Raw genomic sequence first — 23,529 nt, forward strand, 5'->3', positions numbered from 1 at the left:
GCACACGACTCGCCGCGGACGGTCGCAACCGTTTATGTCTCGGCGGGCGCGGGGCGCCCACGCGCCCCAGATCAGCGCGCGAAGTCCCACTGGCCGAAGTCGGGCGCCAGCACGTCGTCGACGTCGACGTTGATCCCGCCCAGCAGGGGGCCGGGGTTCGACGGGCTGTTGACCACGGCTTGGTACAGCACCGCCGCGGGTTCGCGGGCACCGTTCGACCACGCGGTGGTTTGCCATGCCCACCGGTGGCCCGGCGTGCTCGAGTTCCCGATGACGCCGTCGCGGATCGCCCAACCGCATACCTGAGCGTCCCCGTAGACACCGGTGCGGGCCACGCCGAGCACCGAGTTGATCCCGCGAAACCATTGCACGCCAACCGAATTCCAGACGTCGGCGCCGATGTTGTCGTCGATGCTGAAAAAGATCGGCGCCGACGCCGTGCCGCCGGCCGCGTTGTGCAGCCGCAGGGCCGTCTGCGCGTCCGCCACCCCGCCGTCGTAGCCGCGGGTGCAGTCCGACGGGTCCGGCCAGCCGGGCTTGCCGTACTGGAAGTTGCTCACGATCTGCAGGCCGGCGGCGCGCAACGCGTCGGCGTATTCGCGGGTGATGGGCTTCGCCTCGAAGTTGGCGCCCGGTCGGGACTCGGACACGTAGTTCACCACGCCCGCATAGCCCGCCGCCTTGATCTCGCTGGGCGCGATCCTCTTCTCGGCGAAGTCGATCAGCCGCACGTCGGCGGCCCGGGCCCGTCGTTCTCCCAGCGGCGCGGCCGCCGCCCCCAGCCCGAGCAGCGCCGGGGCCAGGGCGTATTTGAAGACGTCGCGGCGAGAAACCGAATCGCGCACCGCGCGATGGTAGCAAAGCGCTGCCGGCGGTGCGGTCCGGTCTCGTTGCGTCGATTAGGTGGGCGAACTATAGTCTGGACACATGTCCAGTTTGCTGTCGCGGGTTGCGGGCCGCCGTTGAGAGTGACGGATCGGGGGGCGGGTGTCCGTCCCGACTGCTGGACGGCTAAGAGTTGAGTATGCGAATCGCCCTGCTGTCCTACCGCAGTAAGGACCATTGCGGCGGACAGGGCGTCTACGTGCGCCATCTCAGCCGCGGCCTGGTCGAGCTCGGCCACGACGTCGAAGTGTTCTCCGGCCAGCCCTATCCCCAACTGCTCGACCCGCGGGTCCGGCTGACCAAGGTACCCAGCCTCGACCTGTACCGCGAACCCGACCCGTTCCGGGTGCCCCGCCCGAGCGAGATCCACAACTCGATCGACCTGTTGGAGCTGCTGACGGTGTGGACCGCGGGTTTTCCCGAACCGCGAACGTTCACGCTGCGCGTCGCGCGCCTATTAGCCCAGCGGACAGGCGATTTCGACCTCGTCCACGACAACCAGAGCCTGGGCACCGGCCTGCTGGCCATCGCCGACGCCGGGCTGCCGGTGGTGGCCACCGTGCACCACCCGATCACGCGCGACCGCGTGCTCGACGTCGCCGCCGCCAAGTGGTGGCGAAAGCCCTTGGTGCACCGCTGGTATGGGTTCTCCAAGATGCAGGAACAGGTGGCGCGTCGGATCCCGGACCTGTTGACGGTGTCGTCGTCGTCGGCCGCCGACATCGTGACCGACTTCGGTGTCTCGCCGGAGCAACTGCACGTGGTGCCGCTGGGGGTCAACACCGACTTGTTCAAGCCGGGACCGGAACCGCGCCAACCGGGTCGCGTCATCGCGATCGCCAGCGCCGACACCCCGCTCAAGGGCGTGCGGACGCTACTGCACGCCGTCGCCCGGCTGCGGACGCGCCGCGACCTCGAGCTGCGGCTCGTGGCCAAGGTGGAGCCCAACGGCCCCACCCACAAGCTGATCGCCGAACTGGGAATCTCCGACATCGTCCACATCACCAGCGGCCTTTCCGACGCCGAGCTCGCGGCGCTGTTCGCCTCGGCCGAGGTCGCCTGCATTCCCTCTCTCTACGAAGGGTTTTCGCTGCCGGCCGTCGAGGCCATGGCGAGCGGCACCCCGATCGTGGCCAGCCGGGTCGGAGCGCTACCGGAGGTCGTCGGCACCGACGGCGCCTGCGCCGAGCTGGTTCCCGCCGCCGACGTCGACGCGCTGACCGGCGCGCTCGGCACGCTGCTCGACTCGCCGGAAAAGCGCCGCAGCATGGGCGAGGCGGGCCGGGCCCGCGCGGTCGACGTGTTCAGCTGGGAAGCCGTGGCCGCCCAGACCGTGCGGGTCTACGAGCGGGCGATCGCGCGATGCTGACGATCGATTTCGACCGGCTCGGCATCGGGCCGTCGGTCAAGGTCATCGACGTGGGCTGCGGGGCCGGCCGGCACGCCTTCGAAGCCTACCGGCGCGGCGCCGACGTCGTCGCGTTCGACCGCGACGAGTCCGAATTGCGTTCCGTCGAAACGATCTTGCGGGCCATGGCCGAGGCCGGGGAGGCGCCCGCGGCGGCGTCGGCGACGGTGGTCCACGGCGATGCGCTGAGCCTGCCGTACGCCGACGAGACGTTCGACTGCGTCATCGCGTCGGAGATCCTCGAGCACGTCCCCCAGGACGACGCCGCGATCGCCGAACTGTTGAGGGTCCTCAAAGTCGGTGGCACACTGGCGGTCAGCGTGCCGCGCTGGCTCCCGGAGAAAGTCTGCTGGCTGCTGTCCGACGAATACCATAGCAACGAGGGCGGCCACGTCCGCATCTATCGGGCCAGCGAATTGCGGGACAAGATCCTCAGCGGCGGAATGGAATTGACCCACGCCCACCACGCGCACGCGCTGCACTCCCCGTTCTGGTGGCTCAAATGCGCCGTCGGCGTATCGAACCCGGACCATCCCGCGGTTGCCGCCTACCACAAGCTGCTGGTATGGGATCTGATGCGCCGGCCGAAGATAACCCAGCTGGCGGAGTCGCTGCTCAACCCGCTCCTGGGCAAGAGCGTCGCGATGTACTTCACCAAGTCGCGGGCGACCGAAAGCCAAGAGGCCCCGGGATATTCGGGATCTACAGTTGCGTCGGGGTAGCGCGCCGGGCGTCCCGGGCGTCCTGACGCCCGACCAATGCCGGCAGACCGCGCGGTCGATCGCCGCCGCGCAGGAGCCGTCGGGCGCCATCCCCTGGTTCGACGGCGGTCACACCGATCCGTGGGACCACATCGAGTGCGCGATGGCGCTCACCGCGGCCGGCCTGCTGGAGCCGGCGCGCGCCGCGTTCGAGTGGAGCCGCCGCACCCAGCGGCCCGACGGCTCGTGGCCCATCCAGGTCCGCGCGGGCACGGTCGAAGACGCCAACAGCGACAGCAACTTCTGCGCCTACATCGCCACCGGCGTGTGGCACCACGTGCTGATCACCGGCGACAGGTCGTTCGCCGCCCAGATGTGGCCGGTCGTGCACGCGGCGGTCGACTTCGTCATCGACCTGCAGTTCGGCTACGGCGAGATCGCCTGGGCCCGAAGCGAAGCCGGGCCCCTTCCCGAGGCGTTGCTGACCGGGTGCGCCAGCGTGTTCCACAGCCTGCGCTGCGCGCTGGCCCTGGCCGCCCTCGTCGAAGAGCCGCAGCCGGAATGGGAGCTGGCGCTGGGCCGGCTCGGCCACGCGATCGCAGCCCATCCCGAGGCGTTCACCGAGAAGGACCGGTACTCGATGGACTGGTACTACCCGATCCTCGGCGGTGCGCTGCGCGGCCCCGCTGCCGCCGAGCGAATCAAGCAGCGCTGGAACGCTTTTGTGGTCGACGGCCTGGGCATCCGGTGCGTCGACGACCGGCCCTGGGTCACCGGCGCCGAAACTTGCGAATTGGTGATGGCCCTCGACGCCGTCGGGCACCGGTCCGCCGCACATCGGCAGTTTGCCGCGATGCAGCACCTGCGCGAAGAGGACGGCTCCTACTGGACGGGCCTGGTATTCGCCGACGGGAAGCGCTGGCCGGAGGAGCGCACCACGTGGACCGGGGCGGCGATGATCCTGGCGGCCGACGCCCTCTCGGACACCACCGCGGGCGGCGCGATCTTCCGCGGCGACGGCCTGCCGATGGGATTGCAGACCGACTTCGATTGCGAGTGCGTCATCAGCGGGCCGGGGCGGTGACGATCGGCTCGCCCGGCCGGCCGCCGGTGCGCTCCAGCACCCGCAGCGAGCCCGTCGCCGACACCTCGCGGAACTCACCGGAATCCACGGCGCGGCAGTAGATGTAGTAGGGCGGTCGCCCTCCGTCGCGCGGATCGGGGAATACGTCGTGGATGACGAGCGCCCCGCCGACGCTCACCCACTTCGCCCAGCCCTCGAAGTCCTCGGTCGCGGCCTTCTCGGAATGGCCGCCGTCGATGAACAGGAACTGCAGCGGCGACCGCCACCCCCGAGCCACCACCGGCGACTTGCCGACGACGGCGACGACGTAATCGTCCAGCGCGGCGGCGTCGAGCGTGCGGCGAAACGTCGGCAGCGTGTCGAACAGCCCGGTGACCGCGTCGACCAGCGAGGTGTCGTGGTATTCCCAGCCCGGTTGGTGTTCTTCGGAGCCGTGATGGTGGTCGACGGTGTAGAGCACGCTGCCGGTCTGTTGTGCCGCCGCCCCGAGCAGCAACGTGGATTTGCCGCAGTAGGTGCCGATCTCGACGCCGACGCCGCCGCCCAGGTACCGCAGCGCGGCGTCGTAGAGCGCGCGTCCCTCGTCGGGCGGCATGAAACCCTGCACCTGCTCGGCCAGCGCGAAGAGGCGCTGCGGTGAACTGGTGTCGGCGCGGCTCATGAGCCGAACATATCGGTCGGCCTCGTCGCCCCGGCGGGGTGGTCGCGCCGACGGCCAGCGGGTTCGGCGCGATCGTCCTACCATCGTGCTGTGCGCGCTTGGTTTACCCGCAAGCCGGTTGATATCGCCCTGGCGACGGTCGTGGCGGCGGCCGGACTGATCGGGCTGCCCGCCGTGGCGCCGACGGCCGCGGCGAGCTGCCCGCAGGTCGAGGTCGTATTCGCCCGCGGCCGGTTCGAATCGCCGGGGCCGGGGGTCTTGGGCAACGCCTTCATCAGTGCGCTCCGGTCCAAGGCCGCCAACAAGAGCATCAACACCTACGCCGTGAAATACCCCGCCGACACCGAGGTCGACGTCGGGGCCAACGACATGAGCCACCACATCCAGAACACGGTCAGTTCCTGCCCGGACACCCGGCTGGTGCTGGGCGGCTATTCGCTGGGTGCGGCCGTCACCGACGTGGTGCTCGCGGTGCCGTTCAACGCCTTCGGTTTTGACAGCCCGCTGCCGGAGGGCACGGATCAACACATCGCCGCGGTCGCGCTGTTCGGCAACGGCAGCCAGTGGGTGGGTCCGATCACGAACTTCAACCCGGTCTACAACGACCGCACGATCGAGCTGTGCCACGGCGCCGACCCCGTCTGCAACCCGGCCGATCCCAACACCTGGAAAGAGAACTGGCCACAACACCTCGCGAGCGCCTACATCGACGCGGGAATGGCCAACCAGGCCGCCGACTTCGTCGCCGGAAAGCTCTAAGCCAGGCGACGGGCCACGGCTAGCGCAGGTTGGTCGGGTTGAGGTCCTCGGGCATCTGCTGGCCGGCGTCCTCGTAGGCCTTCTTGATCGCCGCCATCGCCGGCGGGCCGTAGTCACGCTTCTTGGCGACCACCATGTCGTAGCTGGCGCGCAGCGGGTCGAGGTGGCCACGGAACTCGGGAATCACGTAGCGGCCCATCAATTCGTAGCTGCGCAGCGTGGCCTCGCGGTCGGCCCAGTCACCGGCCAGCACGAGGAAACCGCCGAATCCGCCGGTGACCTCCTGCAGCCGGTGCAGCGCCTCGATCATGTCGTCGGGCGTGCCGACGATCGCGGCGTCCTCCTCGATTTCCTGCTCGAGGGTGTAGTCGTTCTTCAGCCCGGCGACCCGCTTGAAGTAGCCGATGCGTTCGGCCTCGCGGCCCTCCCGGACCTCGGCGATCGCCCGCTGCCTGGTGTGCGCCAGATGAGCCCGGATCACCAGTCGCCAATCCTCGCGGCGCAGCTGCTTGCCGTTGTCGGCGGCCGCCTTCTCCCCCAGCGCCCAGTGCGCCGCCAGGTCCTTCTTGCCGCCGATCAGGCCGGCACCCAACGACAGCACGCCCACGCCGTGGCGGCCGGCGGCCGTCATCCCCGACGGCGAGGTGCTCGACGCGACGGCGATCGGCATCGAGCCGTTGACCGGAAGTAGTTGCAGCCGCGCCTCGTTCAGCGTGAACCAGTCGCTGTGGTGGGTGACCGTCTCACCGGCCAGCAACCGGATGATCACCCCGAGCGCCTCGTTCATCCGCGGGCGCTGCGTTGTGGGGTCGATGCCCATCATCGTCGCGTCGGAGATCAACGCGCCGGGACCCACGCCCAGCATCGCCCGGCCGTGCGTGAGGTAGTCGAGCTGGACGAACCGGTCGGCCACCATCATCGGGTGGTGGTAGGGCAGGCTGACCACGCCCGAGCCCAGGCGGATGCGCTGGGTGCGTTGGCCGGCGACCGCCAGGAACATGGCGGGGTCGGGGATGTTCTCCCAGGCGGCCGAATGATGCTCGCCGACCCAGGCCTCGTCGAACCCCCATCGGTCGCACCATTGGATCAGCTCGAGGTCGCGCTCGTAGCTGGTCAGCGGGCTTTCCCGGACGGGGTGGTAGGGGGCGATGAAGGTTCCGAACTTCAACATGCCATCCAGCTCCTATGATCTACGTCAACGTTCACGTTGAGGAAAGGGCTCGCGCCATGCTGGATCCGGCCGCTTACCGCACCATCGACGTCGTCGTGGACGGTGCGACCGGCGTGGCGGTGCTGACCCTCAACCGGCCCGACAAGGCCAATGCCGTTGACGACGTGATGCATTCGGAGCTGTCCACCGTGTTCGCGGCCGCCCAGGACGACGCCCGGGTGCGCGCCGTCGTGCTGACCGGCGCGGGACGGACCTTTTCGGCCGGCGGTGACGAATCCGGCACCCGTGAGTACTCGACCGCGACGGGCCGCACCCCCATCGAGGAGGCGCGGCACATCGTGGAGGACATCGTCGGGTTGGCCAAACCGCTGATCGCCGCGGTCAACGGCCACGCGATCGGGCTGGGCGCGGTGTTGGCCACCCTGGCCGACGTCTCGTACATGGCCGAATCGGCCAAACTGGGCGACCTGCACGTGCACGCGGCGTTGCCGGCCGGGAACGGGGCCGCGGTGATCTGGCCGCTGCTGGTCGGGCTCAACCGCGCCAAACACCTGCTGATGACGGGCGAGATCCTCACGGCCGCCGAGGCGGAGCGCTTCGGGCTGGTCACCCGCGTGGTCGCGGCGCCCGACGTGCTGCCGATGGCGATGGCGATGGCCGAACGCCTGGCAGCGCTGGCGCCGCAGGCCGTCCAGGGCACCAAGGCGGCGGTCAACCGGCTGCTCGCACTGGCCTGCGGGACCGTGCTGCCGTTGTCCCTCGCGCTGGAGGCCGCCGCCATGGAGCACGACGCTTCCGGGCCGCCATAGCGAATCTGGGCCGCAAGTGAGGGCGAGTGGTACCGCATCAGTTCCGAACGCTACGGCGCCCCGGACCGGCTGTCAACATCAACGTTCACGTTCATAAGATGGTAATTCGCAGGTGGGTGGCGCCGGGGCGTAGGTTGACGAACCGACGCACCCCGCACGAGGGAGGTTGACGATTCCTGCTCCAGATACAGCCGCGCGCAAGCAGAGCGACAATGCGCGCCGGCGCCAAGAACGGCGCAACGCCGAACGCCGCGCCTCCGGCGAGCGGTGGCAGACCATCCTCAAGGGGGCCGCGGAGGTGTTCCGCCGCGAAGGGTACGCCCGGGCCCGCCTCGAGGACGTCGCCGTCGAAGTCGGCATCAACCGCGCTTCGCTGTATTACTACGTCGGGACGAAGGAGGAGCTGCTGGTCGCGCTGATCGAGGAGCCGGCCTACGCGATGACCCGGCACTGCCGTGAGGCGCTCGAGTCGAACGCGCCGGCCGACGAGAAGCTGCGCCGCGCGCTGCGCGCCTACGTCGACGACCTCGCCGCCTATCCCGAGGTGTTCCTGCTGTTCAACGAGAGCCAGCACCTCGCGGCCATTCCCGAAGCCCGCGACATCGTCGCCAACGCCGACGCTTACGGCAAGGCATTGCTCGCCATCGTCGAGGAGGGCGTGGCGTCCGGGGCGTTTCGCCAGGACCTCGACCCGCGGCTGGTGATGCTCGGAATTTTGGGCATGCACAACTGGATTCACCGTTGGTACGTCCCGGGCGGACGCAACACGCTCGACGAGATCGGTGATGCCTTCGCGGCGATGGTGCTGTCCGGCCTTCGCCCCTGACTTCCGCGACTGTACGCAATCCGGCCCCAATCCGAATCGGTGAGCTGCGTTGACGCGCCGCTAAAGGCTGGGATTGAATGCAATCATGCCACGTTTGACGCCAGTGCCCCGGGCTGAGGTCGCCGACGACTTCACGCTCAAGATGTACGACTTCATGTTCGGCGACCGCGATCCGGTGGCCGAGCCCGGCGCCGTCGGCGGAACCCCCGGCAACTGGTGGACGGTGATGGCGCAGTCCCCCGCCGCCCTGCGCCACGCCGTGCGCGGGTTCCGCCTCTATCGCGAAGAGGTGCGGATCCGGCCGGATCACCGCGAGCTGGGCCAGATACGGGCGGGCTGGGTGGTCGGCAGCCAGTTCGTGTTCTCCCAACACTGCAAGGCGTGCCGTTCCGCGGGGCTGTCCGAGGAGAAGATCCAGGCAATACCGTCCTGGCAGACCGCCGACTGCTTCGACCACGCCGAGCGGCTGTTGCTGGCGTACACGGATTGCCTTGCGGGCCAACAGGGTCGGGTGCCCGAGCGGCTGTTCGAACAACTCCGCGAGCAGTTCACCGACGCCGAAATCCTCGAATTCACCTACACCACCACCATGTACGTGATGCACGCCATCATGTCGCGGGCGCTGCGCCTGGAGTTCGACGACGTCGATGACCTGATCGTGGAGGTGGCCGACCCGGAGGGCGGCGGCGTGCTGGACATCGGCGCGGCGACGTCCGGGCGTGACTGACGTGACCGAGATGGACGGGCGGTCGGAGCTGGCCTACCGGCTCATCCGGCGCGCAATCGCCGAGGGCGAATTCGAGCCCGGTTCCCGGCTGATCGAACAGCGCATCGGCGAGATGTTCGACCTGTCGCGCACGCCGGTGCGGGAAGCGTTGCGCGCGTTGGCCGCCGACGGACTGGTGGTCATCGAGCGTAACCGCGGCGCCGTCGTTGCCACGATGTCGGAATCCGACATCCGCGACCAGTACGAGCTGCGCGCGCGGCTCGAGTCGCTGGCGGCCGAACGCGCCGCGACCCGCATGGGTCCCGAGGGCGTCGCGGCCCTCGACGCCGCGATCGCCGATTTCGACGCCGGGCTCGAACTGGCGTCCAGTGGTGCGCACGACGCCAGCTTGCGCCGAATCACCGCCGCCAACAGCGCCTTTCACCAGGCGGTCGTCAAAGGGGCGCAGCACCGGCGGCTTTCGGTTCTGCTCGAGCACGCCGTCGACATTCCGTTGGTGTATCAGGTCTTTCGGCACCAGACGCGGGCCGAGGGCGAGCGGTCCAACCTGTTCCACCGCATGGTGCGCGACGCGATCGCGGCCGGCGAACCGGACCGCGCCGGTGCGTTGATGGCCGAGCACATCCTGCAGGGCAGGGACTCGCTGCTGGCCCTGCGCTCGAGGCCGGTTCGCGAGACCGAGACGCACGCTTCGTGAGCGCACCGATTCTGGAACGGTTTCGTCTCGACGGCCGCGTCGCCGTGGTGACCGGGCCGACCTCGCAACTCGGCATGTCGATCGCCCGGGCGCTCGGTGCCGCCGGGGCTCGGATCGCCTTGGCGGGGCGACGAATCGGTGCAGCGGAGGCGCGGTGTGCCGCGCTGCGAGACGAGGGCATCGACGCGGCGGCGTTCGACATCGACGTCGCCGCCCCCGAGTCCTGCGCCGGCGGCGTGGCTCAGGTCATGGAACGGTTCGGCCGCGTGGACGTGTTGGTCAACAACGCCGGTGTGGGCACCGCCGCACCCGCGACCCGCGAGGACCCGGCGCAATTCCGGCGCACGGTCGAGGTCAACCTGATGGGCGCCTACTGGATGAGCCAGGCGTGCGGGCGGCTCATGGAGCGCGGGTCGGCCGTCGTGATGATCAGCAGCATCCTGGGCCTGACCACCACGGCCCTACCCCAGGCGGGCTACGTGTCGAGCAAGGCCGGATTGCTCGGCCTGACACGGGATTTGGCCCGGCAATGGACCGGCCGCAAGGGCATTCGGGTCAACGCTGTGGCGCCGGGGTTCCTGTCGACCGGCCTGACCGCACTCACCCCCGAGGGCTTCAACGACGACTTCGTCGAAACGCGGGTGCCCGCGGGGCGGCTCGGCGACCCCGACGAGGTGGCCGCGGCGGTCCTGTTCCTGGCCAGCCCGGCCGCGTCATTCGTCAGCGGCGCGGTGCTGCCCGTTGACGGCGGCGCGCTGCTCACCTGAGGCCCGGGCGAAGAGCAACCGGCGCAGGTGCTCGAGGACGGCGGGGTCGATCAGCTCCGGCTCGTACAGCAGCTCCGGCGGGAAATACAGCACGATCTCGTCGATGCCGGCCTCCCGCCAGGCCGCCACCCAGTCGTCGAACGCCGCCACCGACGACCAGATCGGGTCGGGGGTGGTCGCCGGGCTGCCCGCCAGGATCTGCCGTCGGATGCCCGACGGGTCACGCCCCAGCTCCGCGCAGAACTCGTCCAGCACCGCGGATCGCCTCCTGGTGACGGCGAGCAGCTCCTGTGACGACAGGCCCCACCCGCCGAAGGAACTCCAGATGTCGCCGAATCGGGCGGCCAGCCGCAGGCTCGAACGGTCATGCGCCGCAACGCAAATCGGCGGGCGCGGCCGCTGGACCGGTCGCGGGCGCAGCCGGACACCCGAGGCGCGGTAGTGCTTGCCGGCGTAGTCGACGGGCTCGGCGCGCAGCAGCGCGTCGATCAGTTCGATCGCCTCGGCGAACCGTTCGGCGCGCTCCCCCCGCCGCCACGGTTCGGCGCCGAGGAGCTCGTGGTCGGTCGGCGCGTAGCCGGCACCGATGCCCAGCTGCAGCCGCCCGCCCGACATGTTCTCGAGCGTGATCGCCTGCCGCGCCAGCAGCGCCGGATGCCGCAGGACGACGTTGGACACCAGCGGGCCCAACAGGATGCGCCGCGTGCAGGTGGCCAGACCCGCCAGCGTGGTGAAGGCTTCGAACCAATTCGACCTCGGCGCTTGCGGATTGGCGCCGTGGTCGTCGATCCACAGGCTGCGGAAGCCCAACTCCTCGGCGCGCTCGCAGCGATCCACCAGCGTCGGCCACGCGGCGTTGGGAAACAGCAGGACGCCGAAGTCGGTCACTGACGGGCGTGCAGCGCGTCGGTTTCGGCGCGCCGGCGGGCGTCGCGCTCCTCGAGGAATTGCTGCGTCGCGCCGACGATCGCGTTGGTGATGTTGCCCATCAGCGTCTCCCGGTGGAAGATCGTCCAGTCCCGGCTGCGCTCCAGCGGTTCGAGCGAATCCTGGAACACCGGCGTGACGTAGCGGCTGATCAGCTCGTAGGAGCGCAGCGTGGCCTCGCGGTTGGCCCACTCGTGCGCCATCAACAGGTAGGTGCCGAAGCCGCCGGACTGCCTTTCCAGCCGGCGCAACTGGTCGATCGCCATGTCCGGCGTGCCGATGACCCCGACGCCGGTCTCGTTGACCGCCGCGACGATGTCCTCCCCCGGGTCGAAGTCGCCCAGAATCGGGATGGCGCCAACGTTTTGGAAGTAGTCGACCCATTGCGCCAGCCCGAGCTCGACGTCGCGGCGCGCCTGCTCCTCGGACTCGGCGATGTGCATCGGCCCGCACATCCGCCAGCCCTGGCGGCTCACCGTAGTGCCGTGCGCGGCCGCGGTCTCGGTCGCGGTGCGCCAATTGCGGGCCAGCGCGTCGAACGCCTTTTTCTGCGTCGCGGCGATGGACAGCAGCCCGATGCCGAACTTGCCCGCGGCCACCGGGCCGGACGGCGACGCCGTGACCGCCACGCTCACCTCGATGCCGGGCTTGCTGTACGGCCGCAGCTGCAGCCGGGCGTCGCGCAGCGTGAACCAGTCGGTCTCGCGGTTCACCGGCGCCTCGTCGCGCCACAGTGCGAGCACCGCCTCCAGCGACTCGAGCATCATGTCGCGCTGCCGGGTGGTTTCGATGCCCATCATGTACGCGTCGCCGGGCAGGGCGCCGGGCCCGACGCCGACGATCAGCCGGCCCCTGGTCAGGTGGTCGAGCTGCACCATGCGGTCGGCGAACATGAACGGGTGGTAGTAGGGCAGCGACGCGACGCCGGTGCCCAGCCGGATGCGCTTGGTGCGCGCGGCGGCCGTCGCGATCATCAGGTCTGGCGCGCCGATGATTTCGGTTCCGCCGGAATGGTGTTCGCCGAACCACGCTTCCTCGTAGCCGAGTTCCTCGACGGCCTCGACCAATTGCAGGTCACGCTCCAATGCGAGCGTGGGATTGTCCCCCACCATGTGGTACGGAGCGATGAAGACCCCAAAGCGCATACCGCGAATCTACGTCTACGTTCACGTTCATGCAAGGGTGTATGGGCATGGCGAAATCGGCGGTGGCGCTTTCGCGGTGCGGGCCTACTCCAGGCCGGCGGCCCGCCGGGCCAGGCGCTTGGCCCGTTCGAGGTCGTAGTGCTTGCGCGTCACCAGTCGCTGGGCGAACAACCCGCCCCCGGACTGCACGTTGGTCACCAGATGCCAGCCGCCATACGCGTCCGCGGTGGCGTCCCGGATCGCGTGGAACAGCTTGGCGCGGACATCGCCGGGCACCTCGGGGGCTCCGGTCAGATACTTGCGCAGCTGCGGGCCGACGTCCGGGTTGTCCAAGTCGGCCATCGACGGTGTGGTGATCACGCCGCCGCCGGCGATGTCGTGCAGGTGCCGCACCATAAGGTTGAAGTTCGCCGCGCCAAGGTATTTCGTGGCGTTGGTGTACAGGTCGTCGGGATAGTAGTAGCCCTCGGGCGTGGTGTGCGCGTTGCTGATCGCGGCCTCCATGCCTGCCCGCAGGTTGGTGGCGTGGATCATCATCTCGTCGATTTTTTCTCGGATGTGCGAAACCCGTGCCGTCCCATTGGCTTCCGCGATCAACTGCGCCAGCCCCACCATCTCGTCGGCCTGTTCCACCATGACCGCGGTGCCCCCGAGGCGTTCCCACAGCCCGAGCGAATGCGCGAAGATCCCGGCCTGAGCCGCCACCCCGTCGAGGAACACGTGCTCGGTCGGCACGAAAACGTCGTCGAAGATGACGAACCCGTCGGGCATGCTGCGGCCCGCGCTCACCGGGTAGTCGCGACTGTCCCCGCCGCGCGCCTGCACGGTGCGGCTGATGACGTGCACGCCGGGCGCGTTGACCGGCACCGCGCAGGCGATGGCGTAGTCCTCCTCGCCCAGCTTCATCGACTTGGTCGGCATCACCATCAGGTGATGCGCGAAGGGCGCGGCGCTGATGTGCAGCTTGGCGCCGCGGATCACCACGCCGTCGTCGCGCCGCTCGACCACGCGGACGTACTGGTCGGCGTCTTGCTGCGCGGCGGGCGCCTTGGACCGGTCGCCCTTGGAGTCGGTGATGCATTCGGCGATCCGGATGTCGTCCCGACGCGCCTGTGCGACATAGGCATTGATGCGCGCGACGAACTCGGGGTGCGCCTCGGCGAGCCGGGCCGCGGCCACCACCAGCGTCATCAGCGACTGGTAGGTGACGTTGAGCAACAAGTCCATGTGGGTGAGGATCGGCACCCGGTCGCGCAGTTCGGCCACGCTGCGCGGCGCCTCGACGAGCGGGTTCACCGCGCCGGCTTCGGGCCGGTAATACTCGTCGTATCCGGCGGCCACCGCATTGAGCGCCGGTGCCAGCAACGGCTCGGTGTCCAGGTCGGCGACCAGCTTGCCGTCCTGGTAGACGCGCCGTCCGTCGCGTAACGAGTCCTTGTATTGCTCGCCGGTCATCATCTGGGTGCACGCTCCTCGTTATCGGCTGGTCCGCGCGTTGAACGGCTTACCACGGTCGGGATCGGTCTCGCGCGGCAGCCCCAGCACCCGTTCGGCGATGATGTTGCGCTGGATTTCCGAGGTGCCGCCGGCGATGCAGTACTTTTTCATCTCCAGGAAAGACCGGGTGCCCGCGGGCATTTGAGCGCCGGCAGGCCAGCCCATCGTGAGCTCGGGCCGCAGGTCGACGCGGACGCGGCCGGCGCGTTCGTGCAGATCCGCACTGACGAGCTTGCGGATGGAGTCGATGGCTCCCGGGTCGCGGCCCGGGGTGACGCTGGCGCGCAGGCTGGCGGCCTGCAGGGCGCGTTCGTCAACGAGCAAGTGCTGCAGCCGATTTCGCACGTCCGCATGGCGCCAGGCCCCGCTGGCGACCGCCTCCGCGACGAGTTGATCGGTCACGCCCGGGCCGACGACCGCGGGGCCGGTGAGGCTGTTGCGTTCCTGCATCAACGTGCTGATGCCGACCTTCCAGCCGGCGTTCAGCGGGCCCAGGCGCGCAGAGTCGGGCACCACCACGTCGGTCAAAAAGACCTCGTTGAACTCGGCGTCACCGGTCATCTGGCGCAGCGGGCGCACCTCCACCCCCGGGGTGCGCATGTCGAGCAAAAAGTATGTGATTCCGGCGTGTTTGGGCAGCGTCGGATCGGTGCGGGCCATCAGCAGACCGAAGTCGGCGGTGTCGGCGAACGAACTCCAGATCTTTTGCCCGTTGACCAACCAGCGGTCCCCGTCGATCCGGACCGCCGAGGTGGCCAGCGACGCCAGATCGGAGCCCGCGCCGGGCTCGCTGAACAGCTGGCACCAGCGGTGCTCGCCGAGCGCCAGTGGCCGCAGGTAGGTTTCGCGTTGCTCGTCGGTGCCCCACTCGAGGATGGTCGGGCCGGCCAGCCAGACGCCGACGAAGTCCTCCTCGGGCCGGTCGACGCCGCGACGGCGCAATTCCTCGACCACCGCGGCCCCCTCGTCCCGGCCCAGCCCCCGGCCGCCGAATTCGGTCGGCCAGGTCGGCGTCGCCCAGCCGGCCTGGCCGAGCCGGCGATACCAGTCGCGGCGCGCCGGTGAGTACTTTTCGCCCGCCGCCGGCGGTTGGTCGTCGTCGACGACGGCGGCCGTGAGGTTGTCGGCCAGCCAGCGGCGCAGCTCCTCGACCGCGGCCGGCGCTCCGCCGGTGGCTGCCGACGCGGAATGCGTTGCCACGGGCTGCCTTTCGGCCACCGCCTCGCCGAGCCGGTCGCGGTGGGTCGACGGGTGGTCGATGAGGTACTGGTCGGCCTTGGCGCGGCGCAGGTACAGGTGCGCGACGTGCTCCCAGGTGTAGCCGATGCCGCCGTGCAGCTGGATCATCTCGGCGGCGTTCTGCAGGGCGGCGTCGCCGCACCGCGCCGCGGCGACCGCCACGGCGAACTCCGCGTCGGGGGCATCGGTTTGCAGTTGCCGGATCGCATACCAGGCGCTGCCGGTGGACAATTCGGCGCGGACGGCGGCGTCGGCGAGGCGGTGCTTGAGCGCCTGGAACGCGCCGATCTGTCGGCCGAACTGGCGGCGGTCCAAGAGGTACTGCCTGGTGAGTGACACGCAGTGCTCCGCCAGCGCCGCCTGCTCGGCGGCCAGGAGCGCCGTCGCGCGCAGGCGGACTCGGGCCAGGATGGACTGGGCCGCTCCGGCCACGCCGATGCGGCGGCCCGGCGCGCCGGACAGCCGCAGATTGGCCAGCGGTCGTGTCGTGTCCAGGGTGGTCAATCGCTCGCGGTACAGGCCGTCGCGACCGGTCACCGCGAAAAGGCTGGTGCCGCGGTCGGTTTCGGCGACCACCAGGACCAGGTCGGCGTCGGCGCCGTCGGGGACGTGGCGGAGGTCGCCAGCGAGGGCCCAGCCCGATCCGTCGCGTTCGGCCCGCGCCGGGTCGCCGGCGAGCGTGGCGGTGAGCTCGCCGGAAACCAGCGCGGGCAGCAGCTCGGCGCAGGCATCGCCGTCACCGGAGGCCAACAGCGCCTCGGCCGCCAGGCAGGCGGAGGCGAAGTAGGGCACCGGCGTCAGCTCGCGCGCGAGCTCTTCGAACACGACGGCCTGTTCCCTCAGGCCGGCGCCGCCGCCGCCGTATTGCTCCGGCACGGCGATGCCCAGCAGGCCGAGTTCGGCCAGCACCGGCCAGCCCGCCCGCCGCGCGGCCGCGGCGTCGGCGTGGCGGGTTTCGCGCAGGGGCAGATGCCTGGCCACCACCTTGCGCACCATGTCGCGGAGTTCGTCGAGTTCCGACGCGCGCGACGGCGATCCGAGCGAGACGGCCATTTTGTATACACTAGGGGCGATTTGACGGGTGTCAATCCCGCTGGCGAGGGCTCACGGGCGGTTGCCTGCCGTGTTGTATGCAATTCGGCTTCGGGTCCCGGGTCGGGCCTCGCGCGCCGCCGGAGTCGCCGGTCCCCGAAGTTCGCCGATGTAAACGCGTCGACTAATAAGGGTGAATTCGCTTGGCGCGTCAGCACCGAAAAGAAATCAGTCGGCCCCGCCAGCTAAATGCGTCGAGACCGAGGGATTGGCGAACTCAGGCCGGGGTGTCGGTGCTGGAGTACACCCGGAAGTTGCGGCTGACGGCCGCCGCCCCACCGCGCCGACGTGTGAAACCCGAGGGGTGGCGGCGCATCGCTTCGCTTCGTTCGCGTGCCTGTCGCCGGGCAGCGAGCCAGGTCGGATGCGATTCAAGGAAAATGACCGTCGCTCCTGATTCATTCGCCACGATTCCACTCCTCCCCGGGCAACCTGCAAAACAAAAGAACGCTGGTTATCGGATCGTGATTCCAGAATGCCTCGGTGATCCTGAGACCAAACCATGCGCAAACATGAGAATTGGCCGTGAAATCGCCCGAATCCAGAACCGCTACCGCGCGGCCGCCCGTTTCCGGCCGGCCGCGATCGAACTGTAGCGACGGGCACCGACAGAATTGCGGTTTCGACCGCGCCGCGGCTCGGCTGCTATCGTCCCTTGCTTATGCCGGAGATGGATCGCCGCCGCATGATGCTGACGACCGGGATCGGCGTCCTGGCAGCCGCGCTGCCGCTGCCCGAGGCCCGGGCCAACCCGGAACGGGTGTCGCCGCCGGCCGCGCCCAGCGGCCAGACCGCGAGCTACATCTTCCACGACGAGTTCGACGGCCCGGCCGGCTCGGCCCCCGACGGGTCGAAGTGGGCGGTCGCGAAGGCCCGCGAGACGATCAAGGACCCGACCTATTGGGAGCGGCCGGAGAACATCGGGCAGTACCGCGACGACCGCCGCAACGTGTTTCTCGACGGCAACTCCAATCTCGTGCTGCGCGCCGCCAAGGACGGCCCCACCTATTTCAGCGGCAAGGTGCAAAGCCTCTGGCGAGGCGGCGTGGGCCACACCTGGGAAGCCCGGATCAAGCTCAACTGCCTGACCGCGGGCGCGTGGCCCGCGTACTGGCTGGGCAACGACGATCAGGGCGAGATCGACGTCATGGAGTGGTACGGCAACGGCAACTGGCCGTCGGCCACCACCGTGCACGCCAAGGCGAACGGCGGCGAATGGAAGACCCACAACATCGCCGTGGACAGCGCCTGGCACACCTGGCGCACCCAGTGGGACGAGGCGGGCATCCGGTTCTGGAAGGACTACGTCGACGGCGCCCAACCCTACTTCGACGTGCCGGCCAGCTCGCTGCCGGATTGGCCGTTCAACGGCGCCGGCTACACCGTCTTTCCGGTCTTCAACCTCGCGATCGCCGGTTCCGGCGGCGGCGATCCCGGCCCGGGGACGTACCCCGCCGACATGCTGATCGACTGGATCCGCGTCTGGTAATCCGCCGCGCTCAGCGGGTGAGCAGGGCCGTCGCGCTCCACGGCCGGCGACCCGGGTGACGCGGGTCCGGCTCGGGCAGCCAGGTCAGGGGGCGCATGGACAGCGGCAGCCGTCGCAGCCGGTGGGCGGCCAGATACAGCGCCTGCACGTCCACGACGCGCCAGCCGAGGTCCTCGAAGAAGGCCATCCCGTTCTCGGGTGCGAACCTGAACGGCGCGTTCTGCAGCATGCCCGCCATCTTCTTGTTCATCAGCTTCTTCAGGCCGGGACCGGCGAAGTCGATCATCCACCAGGCAACCTCGGGGCGCGTGAGCGCCGCGGACAGCGAGGTCATGTCGGCGTCGTCCAGGTACATCGACAGGCCCTCGGTCAGCACCAGCGCCCTGGTCGCCCCGCGCAGCGCCTCATCGAGGAAGGCGTCGCGGGCCTGCGGGTCGGCCAGGTCGACGGCGGTGCGGGTCAGCCGGCAGCGCGGTGTCTGGTCGGCCAGCAGCCGCGTCTTTTCCTCGAGCAACTTGGGCAGGTCCGCCTCCACCCAGGCGAAGTCGGGCGGCAGCTGCAACCGGTAGGGCCGGGTGTCCAGGCCGGCGGCCAGGTTCAGTACCCGGTCGCAGCCGTCGGCGATCGCGTCGGCGATGGCGTCGTCGATGATCTTGGTGCGCGCGACGAGCCACCAGCCGCTGCGGGCGGATCGCGGCGAGCCGGCGACGATGGCGTGGCCCTGCTCGCCGGCCAGGCGCGCCGCGAGCGGATCGCTGAACAGGGCGTCGGGGCGCGAGGATTCGGTGGCGCGGTGCAACGCGGTCCAGCGGGCGGTGTCGGAAACGTGGGTGATCGATGGCCCCGGGCTTGACATACGTTGCTTATAGCAGTTGTCGCTACTGGCCGGCCCTGGGCCCGGCGAACCACGCCGCGGTCACCGCCCGGGTCTCGGGCGGCGGGAAGACGGCGCCCGGCGCGCCGAGCTGGCCGACTCGGACCGTCCACGCCGCCGACGATCGGTCGATGCAGCTCCCGGCGCCCTGGCTCGGGAGCCACAGCACCCTGAGGTTTGGTTGGGGGCCGCCGTCGCAGCTGTAGACGCCTTCATACCCGTCGGCGCGGGCACCCCACGCGCCGCCGTTGCGGAACAGGCAGTGACTGCCGTCGTCCAACGCCAGCGCGAACGGGTCCGGAGTCGCCGTCGGCTGCACGGGCGGGAGCGGACGGCCATAGGTCACGCGATGCATGCTCTTGTCCCACGGATTGTCCACGCACAGAAGCGATCCGGGCGTCGACGGCCAACAGGCGTTGGCACCGGCCGCGGTTGGCGAGCAGTAGTAGACGTCGCCGGCCACCGCCGACGGCGACGCCGTCGTGCAGTCGCTGGCCTGCCCGACGTTGCCCGGCCCGGACGCCACCTGGTAACCGTTGATCGGTTCGCCGCCCGGTCCGACGGCCACGACCGTGATCTGCTGGGTCGGGGGCGGTTCGGCGGCGGCCGGTCGCGGTGGCGCTAGCGCCGCCATCGCCAGCACCGCGACGGGGATGAGGGCAACTCGCGGCATCGCTTTCATCGCGCCAAACCTCCCGTTCAGCTACCCCCTTCTGGAGGGTACGGTGCGGCTATGCCCGAACGAAACCGTCGCTTCCTGCTGCGCGAGCGCCCCACCGGACGCATCGGCCCGAACACCTTCGAGCTGCGCGAGGAGGCCGTGCCCGACATCGGCGACGGCGAGGCGCTGGTCCGTGTCGACTGGATATCGCTGGACCCGACGAACCGCATGTGGATCAACGACACGCCGACGTACCTGCCGCCGGTGGGCATCGGGGAGGTGATGCGCGCCGGCGGTCTCGGCGAGGTCGTCGCGTCGAAGAATCCGAAGTATGCGGTGGGCCAGACGCTGCAGGGTCTGCTCGGCTGGCAGGAGTACGCGGTGATCTCCGACGCGGCGTTCGTGACGCCGGTCGACGTCGCCGCGGGCATTTCGCCGAGCGCCTACCTGGGTGCGCTGGGAACGACCGGACTGACCGCCTGGATCGGCATCCGCGACATCGGCAAGCCGAAACGGGGCGACACCGTGGTCGTCTCGGCCGCGGCCGGCGCGGTCGGCTCGGTCGCCGGTCAGCTCGCCAAGGCCGCCGGGGCGCGCGTCGTCGGCATCGCCGGCGGACCGGAGAAGTGCGCCCTGCTCACCGACCGGCTCGGCTTCGACGCGGCCGTCGACCACCGCGCCGGCGACTGGGCCGCCCGGCTCGCCGCGGCGACCCCCGACGGCATCGACGTTGACTTCGAAAACGTCGGCGGCGACATCATGGACGCGGTGTTCGCGCGGCTGAACATCGGTGCGCGCGTTGCGCTTTGCGGCTTGATCTCCGGCTACAACTCGGCCGACCCGCCGCCGGGGCCGCGCGCCTTCGGCAACCTGCTGGTCCAGCGCGCCACGCTGCGGGGCTTCATCGTCCTCGACCACCTGGGCCGCGCGACAGAAGCGATGGGCGAAATCGCCGGCCTGATCGGCGACGGCAAGCTCACGCCGCTCGAGACCGTCGTCGAGGGTTTCGAGAAGCTGCCCACGGCGATCAACATGCTGTTCGACGGCAAGAACGTCGGCAAGCTCGTGGTCAAGGTCGGCGATCACCAGCCATAGAGACAACCGTCATCGTCACCCACGGTCACCGGAAATGAGGAATCATGTGGTCGTCCGCGGACCCTGCGCGGCCCAGCAACGGTTCCTGACTGACGAGGATCCACCCATGGCAAACGATGTCGCCGGTCGCGGTGACGCCGATGGCGTCCCGCAGCTGCGCCGAGGTCTTGCCAACCGGCACATCCAGTTGATCGCGATCGGCGGCGCGATCGGCACCGGCTTGTTCATGGGCAGCGGCAAAACGATCTCGTTGGCCGGCCCGGCGGTGCTGTTGGTGTACGGGATCATCGGGTTCTTCGTGTTCTTCGTGCTGCGCGCGATGGGCGAATTGCTGCTGTCGAACCTGAACTACAAGTCGTTCCTCGACTTCGCCGCCGACCTGTTGGGCCCCGCGGCGGGGTTTTTCATCGGGTGGTCGTACTGGTTCGCCTGGGTCGTCACCGCGATCGCGGAAATCGTCGCGATCACCGGCTACGCGAAATTCTGGTGGCCGGGCCTGCCGGCATGGCTGCCGGCCGTGGTGGCCGTCGGGCTGATCCTGCTGTTCAATCTGTTCAGCGTGCGGCATTTCGGGGAGATCGAGTTCTGGTTCGCGATGATCAAGGTCGCCGCGATCGTGTGTTTCATCGTCGTCGGTGCCATCCTGGTTGCGACGAAATTCGTTTCGCCGCAAGGTTATCCCGCGACGGTGAATAACCTGTGGAACGACGGCGGGTTCTTCGCGACCGGCTTCATGGGCGTGGTCGGCGGATTCCAGATCGCGTTTTTCGCATTCGTGGGCGTCGAATTGGTCGGCACCGCGGCGGCCGAGACGGCCAATCCGCGCCGCACCCTCCCCCGCGCCATCAATGCGGTCCCGCTGCGGGTGGCGATCTTCTACATCGGTGCGCTGCTGGCGATCCTCACCGTCGTCCCCTGGCGGCGGCTACCCAGCGGCGAGTCCCCCTTCGTGACGATGTTCTCGCTGGCCGGGCTCGCCGCCGCGGCGTCGGTGGTCAACTTCGTCGTCACCACCGCGGCCGCCTCCTCGGCCAATTCCGGTGTATTCTCCACCGGCCGCATGCTTTTCGGCCTGGCCGACGAAGGGAGCGCCCCGGCGCCCTTCCGCCGGTTGAACCGCGGCGGCGTGCCGGCGCTCGCGCTGTTTCTCACCGCCGCCCTGCTGTTGACGGCCATCCCGCTGCTCTACGTCGGCGGTTCCGTGATGAACGCCTTCACGCTCGTGACGACGATTTCTTCGCTGCTGTTCATGTTCGTGTGGGCGATGATCATCGTCAGCTACCTCGCCTACCGCCGCCGCGACGCGGCGCGGCACGCCGCGTCGCGCTACAAGATGCCGGGCGGCGTGGTGATGTGTTGGGCCGTCCTGGTGTTCTTCGCGTTCGTGATTTGGACGTTGTGTACCGAGCGGGAAACGGCGATCGCCCTGGGCTGGTTTCCGCTGTGGTTCGTAATCCTTGCGGCGGGATGGCTGATCGTGCGGCGCCGGCCCGGACACAGCGAGAGGTACCGCCGGTTTTGCGCCGAGATCAACCGCGCGGTTGGCGAGGACGCGGAGAGCGCGCCGATCGCGCCCTGAGGCCCGCGTCGCACGGTTCTTGGGATCGGTAGCCCGTCGGTCCTTTTGTACTTCTCGCAACGACGACGCCAACCCGGCGGCGCCACCTGAAAGGAAATCAGCAAGATGAAGATCGTCCCCGCCAGCATCGAAGAGCAGATCAACCGCGTCGACCGGCAGCGCAGCCTGTACTTCGGAATCAGCGCCGCGGTGGTCGCGGTGTTGAGCGTGTTCCGCCTGCTTTGGGTGCTCTACCTGGCGTTCACCTTCGACTGGATGTTCGGTTCGCTGGTTTTCCAGATGGTGTTCTTGGCCGTGATCGGCGCCGTCGCCGGCGTCGCGGCGGTCGGCTTCCTGACCCGCTACAACAGGGGGTCGTGACCCCGCGCCCGCCTCGCGCGCCGAGACTGCGCCCAGCGCGTGGGTCGGCGCGCGAAAGGCGTATCTGTACGCAGGCTCGACGCCGCCTTCGAAACAAAAGGTCAGGCGACCAGCTCGGGGTGGAACTTGGCCGCCATCCGGCGTAGCCCGTCGCGCCAGTCGACGGTGGTGCCGCCGATCAGCTCGTGCATCCGGGTTGCGTCGGTGGGGTTGCCGCGCAGCGCCTGCTCGCTCTCGCTGAACACCGGCTCCTTGCCGATGAGCTCACCGAGAAAGCCGCACCACTCCTGCAGGCTGACGGTCTGGTCGCCGCCCCAATTGACCGTCGTCGCCGGCACCGACGCCACCTCGAGCAGCTTGGGGATGGTCGCGATGACATCGTCCTCGTGAATCGGGTTGTAGAAGGCGGGTCCGCCCGGCGGGACGGGAATCGGGATGCCGGCCAGCATCATCTCCATGTGGTAGTACGGCCACCCGCCGTTGTCGCCGTACGGGACGTTGAGGCGGGCGATGGTGGTGGGCACACCGAGGGCGCGCGCCACCGTCCGCGCGACGACCTCCCCGGCGATCTTGGAGATGGAATACGTTGGGAACAAACACTTGTGGTTGTCGCCCAGCGCGGCCTTCTCGGTCCGCGGCTCGTCGCCCGGCGGGTCGTACACGGCCGCCGACGAGCAATGCAGGAAGGCCTTGGCGCCGCGGCAGTGGGCCATCAGCAGGCCGACCGATTCCGCGTTGGTTGCCAGGTCGGTGTCCCAGCCGCCGCTCTTGGCCACCGCAAGGTTGAGCACGTAGTCGAAATCGTTTGGCAGGCCTGTGAAGTCGCCCTTGGCCAGGTTGACCCGCTGGCAGCAAATCCCGGCCTTCTCGAGGCCCTCTTGCGCGGCCGGGTCGGTGAAGCGGGCGATGCCCCACACCTCGTTGTCGGCGGCGAGGGCCCGGGCGACGGGCGTCGCGATTTAGCCGGTCGGACCGGTGATCAGGATTTTCGAGCCGCGCATGCGCTGATGGTAGGCGATCGGCAAAGCGCGCGGCCTTCGCCGGGCACGTGTGATGCCCGACTTTCGCGCATTGTG

Annotated in this window: 24 protein-coding genes; 14 read left to right on the top strand and 10 right to left on the bottom strand. The window is 69.4% G+C overall.

Going from position 1 to position 23,529, the window contains the following annotated elements; all coding sequences use genetic code 11:
* Positions 1-71: 71 nt before the first annotated feature.
* Positions 72-845 (bottom strand): DUF1906 domain-containing protein, encoded by a 774-nt coding sequence (locus AWC19_RS12825; protein ID WP_085078450.1) that lies wholly within the window; start codon positions 843-845, stop codon positions 72-74.
* Positions 846-1,024: 179 nt separating this feature from the next.
* Between AWC19_RS12825 and manT the strand changes: the two genes are divergently transcribed.
* From manT to mmpH, 3 genes are read left to right on the top strand one after another with little or no spacing between them, the layout of a single operon-like run.
* Positions 1,025-2,254 carry an MMP alpha-(1->4)-mannosyltransferase gene (gene manT / locus AWC19_RS12830; RefSeq protein ID WP_085078451.1) on the top strand — a complete coding sequence of 410 codons (1,230 nt, stop codon included), beginning with the start codon at positions 1,025-1,027 and terminating at the stop codon, positions 2,252-2,254.
* Positions 2,248-3,015: a class I SAM-dependent methyltransferase gene (locus AWC19_RS12835; RefSeq protein ID WP_085078452.1), complete on the top strand. Its 768-nt coding sequence runs from the start codon at positions 2,248-2,250 to the stop codon at positions 3,013-3,015. The genes manT and AWC19_RS12835 overlap by 7 nt, the downstream gene beginning before the upstream one ends.
* Complete coding sequence (mmpH, locus tag AWC19_RS12840) at positions 3,002-4,078, top strand: MMP endo-(1,4)-3-O-methyl-alpha-D-mannosidase (RefSeq protein ID WP_085078453.1); 1,077 nt, start codon at positions 3,002-3,004, stop codon at positions 4,076-4,078. Before AWC19_RS12835 ends, mmpH begins: the two co-directional genes overlap by 14 nt.
* Here mmpH and AWC19_RS12845 read toward each other — a convergent pair.
* The gene (locus tag AWC19_RS12845) at positions 4,059-4,739 is read right to left on the bottom strand and encodes a class I SAM-dependent methyltransferase (RefSeq protein ID WP_085078454.1); all 681 of its coding nucleotides are present in this window, start codon (positions 4,737-4,739) and stop codon (positions 4,059-4,061) included. The genes mmpH and AWC19_RS12845 overlap by 20 nt on opposite strands.
* 129 nt (positions 4,740-4,868) lie before the next feature.
* Between AWC19_RS12845 and AWC19_RS12850 the strand changes: the two genes are divergently transcribed.
* The gene (locus tag AWC19_RS12850; protein ID WP_276042925.1) at positions 4,869-5,498 is read left to right on the top strand and encodes a cutinase family protein; all 630 of its coding nucleotides are present in this window, start codon (positions 4,869-4,871) and stop codon (positions 5,496-5,498) included.
* A gap of 19 nt (positions 5,499-5,517) precedes the next feature.
* Here AWC19_RS12850 and AWC19_RS12855 read toward each other — a convergent pair whose 3' ends face one another.
* Positions 5,518-6,669 carry an LLM class flavin-dependent oxidoreductase gene (locus AWC19_RS12855; RefSeq protein ID WP_085078456.1) on the bottom strand — a complete coding sequence of 384 codons (1,152 nt, stop codon included), beginning with the start codon at positions 6,667-6,669 and terminating at the stop codon, positions 5,518-5,520.
* A 56-nt stretch (positions 6,670-6,725) separates the two neighbouring features.
* On the opposite strand from AWC19_RS12855, the gene AWC19_RS12860 reads away from it, so the two are divergent.
* From AWC19_RS12860 to AWC19_RS12880, 5 genes are all read left to right on the top strand, one after another.
* A complete protein-coding gene (locus AWC19_RS12860; protein WP_158090863.1) occupies positions 6,726-7,478 on the top strand; it encodes an enoyl-CoA hydratase/isomerase family protein in 753 nt (250 codons plus the stop codon).
* 166 nt (positions 7,479-7,644) lie between these two features.
* Positions 7,645-8,304 carry a TetR/AcrR family transcriptional regulator gene (locus AWC19_RS12865; protein ID WP_245848936.1) on the top strand — a complete coding sequence of 220 codons (660 nt, stop codon included), beginning with the start codon at positions 7,645-7,647 and terminating at the stop codon, positions 8,302-8,304.
* An 85-nt stretch (positions 8,305-8,389) separates the two neighbouring features.
* Entirely contained in the window at positions 8,390-9,031 is a 642-nt protein-coding gene (locus AWC19_RS12870) for a carboxymuconolactone decarboxylase family protein (protein ID WP_085078458.1), read from the top strand.
* On the top strand, positions 9,024-9,728 hold the full coding sequence (locus AWC19_RS12875; protein ID WP_142281143.1) for a GntR family transcriptional regulator: 705 nt from the start codon (positions 9,024-9,026) through the stop codon (positions 9,726-9,728). The genes AWC19_RS12870 and AWC19_RS12875 overlap by 8 nt, the downstream gene beginning before the upstream one ends.
* Entirely contained in the window at positions 9,725-10,495 is a 771-nt protein-coding gene (locus AWC19_RS12880) for an SDR family NAD(P)-dependent oxidoreductase (RefSeq protein WP_245848938.1), read from the top strand. The genes AWC19_RS12875 and AWC19_RS12880 overlap by 4 nt, the downstream gene beginning before the upstream one ends.
* Here AWC19_RS12880 and AWC19_RS12885 read toward each other — a convergent pair.
* The 4 genes from AWC19_RS12885 to AWC19_RS12900 all read right to left on the bottom strand — a co-directional run bounded on the left by AWC19_RS12885 (position 10,442) and on the right by AWC19_RS12900 (position 16,356).
* Complete coding sequence (locus AWC19_RS12885) at positions 10,442-11,383, bottom strand: LLM class flavin-dependent oxidoreductase (protein ID WP_158090864.1); 942 nt, start codon at positions 11,381-11,383, stop codon at positions 10,442-10,444. The genes AWC19_RS12880 and AWC19_RS12885 overlap by 54 nt on opposite strands.
* On the bottom strand, positions 11,380-12,567 hold the full coding sequence (locus AWC19_RS12890) for an LLM class flavin-dependent oxidoreductase (protein ID WP_085078461.1): 1,188 nt from the start codon (positions 12,565-12,567) through the stop codon (positions 11,380-11,382). Before AWC19_RS12890 ends, AWC19_RS12885 begins: the two co-directional genes overlap by 4 nt.
* Before the next feature lie 84 nt (positions 12,568-12,651).
* Positions 12,652-14,022: a 4-hydroxyphenylacetate 3-hydroxylase N-terminal domain-containing protein gene (locus tag AWC19_RS12895; RefSeq protein ID WP_245848940.1), complete on the bottom strand. Its 1,371-nt coding sequence runs from the start codon at positions 14,020-14,022 to the stop codon at positions 12,652-12,654.
* Between the two features lie 21 nt (positions 14,023-14,043).
* Positions 14,044-16,356, bottom strand: a complete 2,313-nt coding sequence (locus AWC19_RS12900) for an acyl-CoA dehydrogenase family protein (protein ID WP_085078463.1) — start codon at positions 16,354-16,356, stop codon at positions 14,044-14,046.
* A gap of 419 nt (positions 16,357-16,775) precedes the next feature.
* Here AWC19_RS12900 and AWC19_RS29105 point away from each other — a divergent pair, with 419 nt between their 5' ends.
* Positions 16,776-16,991 (top strand): hypothetical protein, encoded by a 216-nt coding sequence (locus AWC19_RS29105; protein WP_142281144.1) that lies wholly within the window; start codon positions 16,776-16,778, stop codon positions 16,989-16,991.
* Positions 16,992-17,056: 65 nt separating this feature from the next.
* On the top strand, positions 17,057-17,884 hold the full coding sequence (locus AWC19_RS12910) for a glycoside hydrolase family 16 protein (RefSeq protein WP_085078465.1): 828 nt from the start codon (positions 17,057-17,059) through the stop codon (positions 17,882-17,884).
* A gap of 10 nt (positions 17,885-17,894) precedes the next feature.
* Here the strand turns inward: AWC19_RS12910 and AWC19_RS12915 are convergent, their stop codons facing one another.
* Positions 17,895-18,740, bottom strand: coding sequence for a class I SAM-dependent methyltransferase (locus tag AWC19_RS12915; protein WP_085078466.1), 846 nt, complete (start codon positions 18,738-18,740; stop codon positions 17,895-17,897).
* Between the two features lie 22 nt (positions 18,741-18,762).
* Complete coding sequence (locus tag AWC19_RS12920; RefSeq protein ID WP_211284912.1) at positions 18,763-19,440, bottom strand: hypothetical protein; 678 nt, start codon at positions 19,438-19,440, stop codon at positions 18,763-18,765.
* A 51-nt stretch (positions 19,441-19,491) separates the two neighbouring features.
* Between AWC19_RS12920 and AWC19_RS12925 the strand changes: the two genes are divergently transcribed.
* From AWC19_RS12925 to AWC19_RS12935, 3 genes are all read left to right on the top strand, one after another.
* A complete protein-coding gene (locus AWC19_RS12925) occupies positions 19,492-20,514 on the top strand; it encodes an NADP-dependent oxidoreductase (protein WP_085078467.1) in 1,023 nt (340 codons plus the stop codon).
* A gap of 106 nt (positions 20,515-20,620) precedes the next feature.
* Positions 20,621-22,093, top strand: a complete 1,473-nt coding sequence (locus tag AWC19_RS12930; protein ID WP_085078468.1) for an amino acid permease — start codon at positions 20,621-20,623, stop codon at positions 22,091-22,093.
* Positions 22,094-22,198: 105 nt separating this feature from the next.
* Positions 22,199-22,453, top strand: a complete 255-nt coding sequence (locus AWC19_RS12935) for a hypothetical protein (RefSeq protein ID WP_085078469.1) — start codon at positions 22,199-22,201, stop codon at positions 22,451-22,453.
* A 101-nt stretch (positions 22,454-22,554) separates the two neighbouring features.
* Here the strand turns inward: AWC19_RS12935 and AWC19_RS12940 are convergent, their stop codons facing one another.
* The gene (locus AWC19_RS12940) at positions 22,555-23,412 is read right to left on the bottom strand and encodes an NAD-dependent epimerase/dehydratase family protein (RefSeq protein ID WP_245848944.1); all 858 of its coding nucleotides are present in this window, start codon (positions 23,410-23,412) and stop codon (positions 22,555-22,557) included.
* Positions 23,413-23,529: the final 117 nt, after the last annotated feature.

It is taken from the genome of Mycobacterium palustre, assembly GCF_002101785.1.
GTDB classification, from domain to species: Bacteria; Actinomycetota; Actinomycetes; order Mycobacteriales; family Mycobacteriaceae; genus Mycobacterium; species Mycobacterium palustre.

What these genes read in the sequence shown, in the direction of transcription:
- AWC19_RS29105 (WP_142281144.1), top strand. Translation starts at nt 16,776, where the DNA reads ATGACCGTCGCTCCTGATTCATTCGCCACGATTCCACTCCTCCCCGGG.
- AWC19_RS12835 (WP_085078452.1), top strand. Translation starts at nt 2,248, where the DNA reads ATGCTGACGATCGATTTCGACCGGCTCGGCATCGGGCCGTCGGTCAAG.
- AWC19_RS12910 (WP_085078465.1), top strand. Translation starts at nt 17,057, where the DNA reads ATGCCGGAGATGGATCGCCGCCGCATGATGCTGACGACCGGGATCGGC.
- AWC19_RS12935 (WP_085078469.1), top strand. Translation starts at nt 22,199, where the DNA reads ATGAAGATCGTCCCCGCCAGCATCGAAGAGCAGATCAACCGCGTCGAC.
- AWC19_RS12890 (WP_085078461.1), bottom strand. Translation starts at nt 12,567, where the DNA reads ATGCGCTTTGGGGTCTTCATCGCTCCGTACCACATGGTGGGGGACAAT.
- AWC19_RS12915 (WP_085078466.1), bottom strand. Translation starts at nt 18,740, where the DNA reads ATGTCAAGCCCGGGGCCATCGATCACCCACGTTTCCGACACCGCCCGC.
- AWC19_RS12900 (WP_085078463.1), bottom strand. Translation starts at nt 16,356, where the DNA reads ATGGCCGTCTCGCTCGGATCGCCGTCGCGCGCGTCGGAACTCGACGAA.
- AWC19_RS12870 (WP_085078458.1), top strand. Translation starts at nt 8,390, where the DNA reads ATGCCACGTTTGACGCCAGTGCCCCGGGCTGAGGTCGCCGACGACTTC.
- AWC19_RS12860 (WP_158090863.1), top strand. Translation starts at nt 6,726, where the DNA reads ATGCTGGATCCGGCCGCTTACCGCACCATCGACGTCGTCGTGGACGGT.
- AWC19_RS12920 (WP_211284912.1), bottom strand. Translation starts at nt 19,440, where the DNA reads ATGAAAGCGATGCCGCGAGTTGCCCTCATCCCCGTCGCGGTGCTGGCG.
- AWC19_RS12925 (WP_085078467.1), top strand. Translation starts at nt 19,492, where the DNA reads ATGCCCGAACGAAACCGTCGCTTCCTGCTGCGCGAGCGCCCCACCGGA.
- AWC19_RS12845 (WP_085078454.1), bottom strand. Translation starts at nt 4,739, where the DNA reads ATGAGCCGCGCCGACACCAGTTCACCGCAGCGCCTCTTCGCGCTGGCC.
- AWC19_RS12930 (WP_085078468.1), top strand. Translation starts at nt 20,621, where the DNA reads ATGGCAAACGATGTCGCCGGTCGCGGTGACGCCGATGGCGTCCCGCAG.
- AWC19_RS12855 (WP_085078456.1), bottom strand. Translation starts at nt 6,669, where the DNA reads ATGTTGAAGTTCGGAACCTTCATCGCCCCCTACCACCCCGTCCGGGAA.
- AWC19_RS12895 (WP_245848940.1), bottom strand. Translation starts at nt 14,022, where the DNA reads ATGACCGGCGAGCAATACAAGGACTCGTTACGCGACGGACGGCGCGTC.
- manT (WP_085078451.1), top strand. Translation starts at nt 1,025, where the DNA reads ATGCGAATCGCCCTGCTGTCCTACCGCAGTAAGGACCATTGCGGCGGA.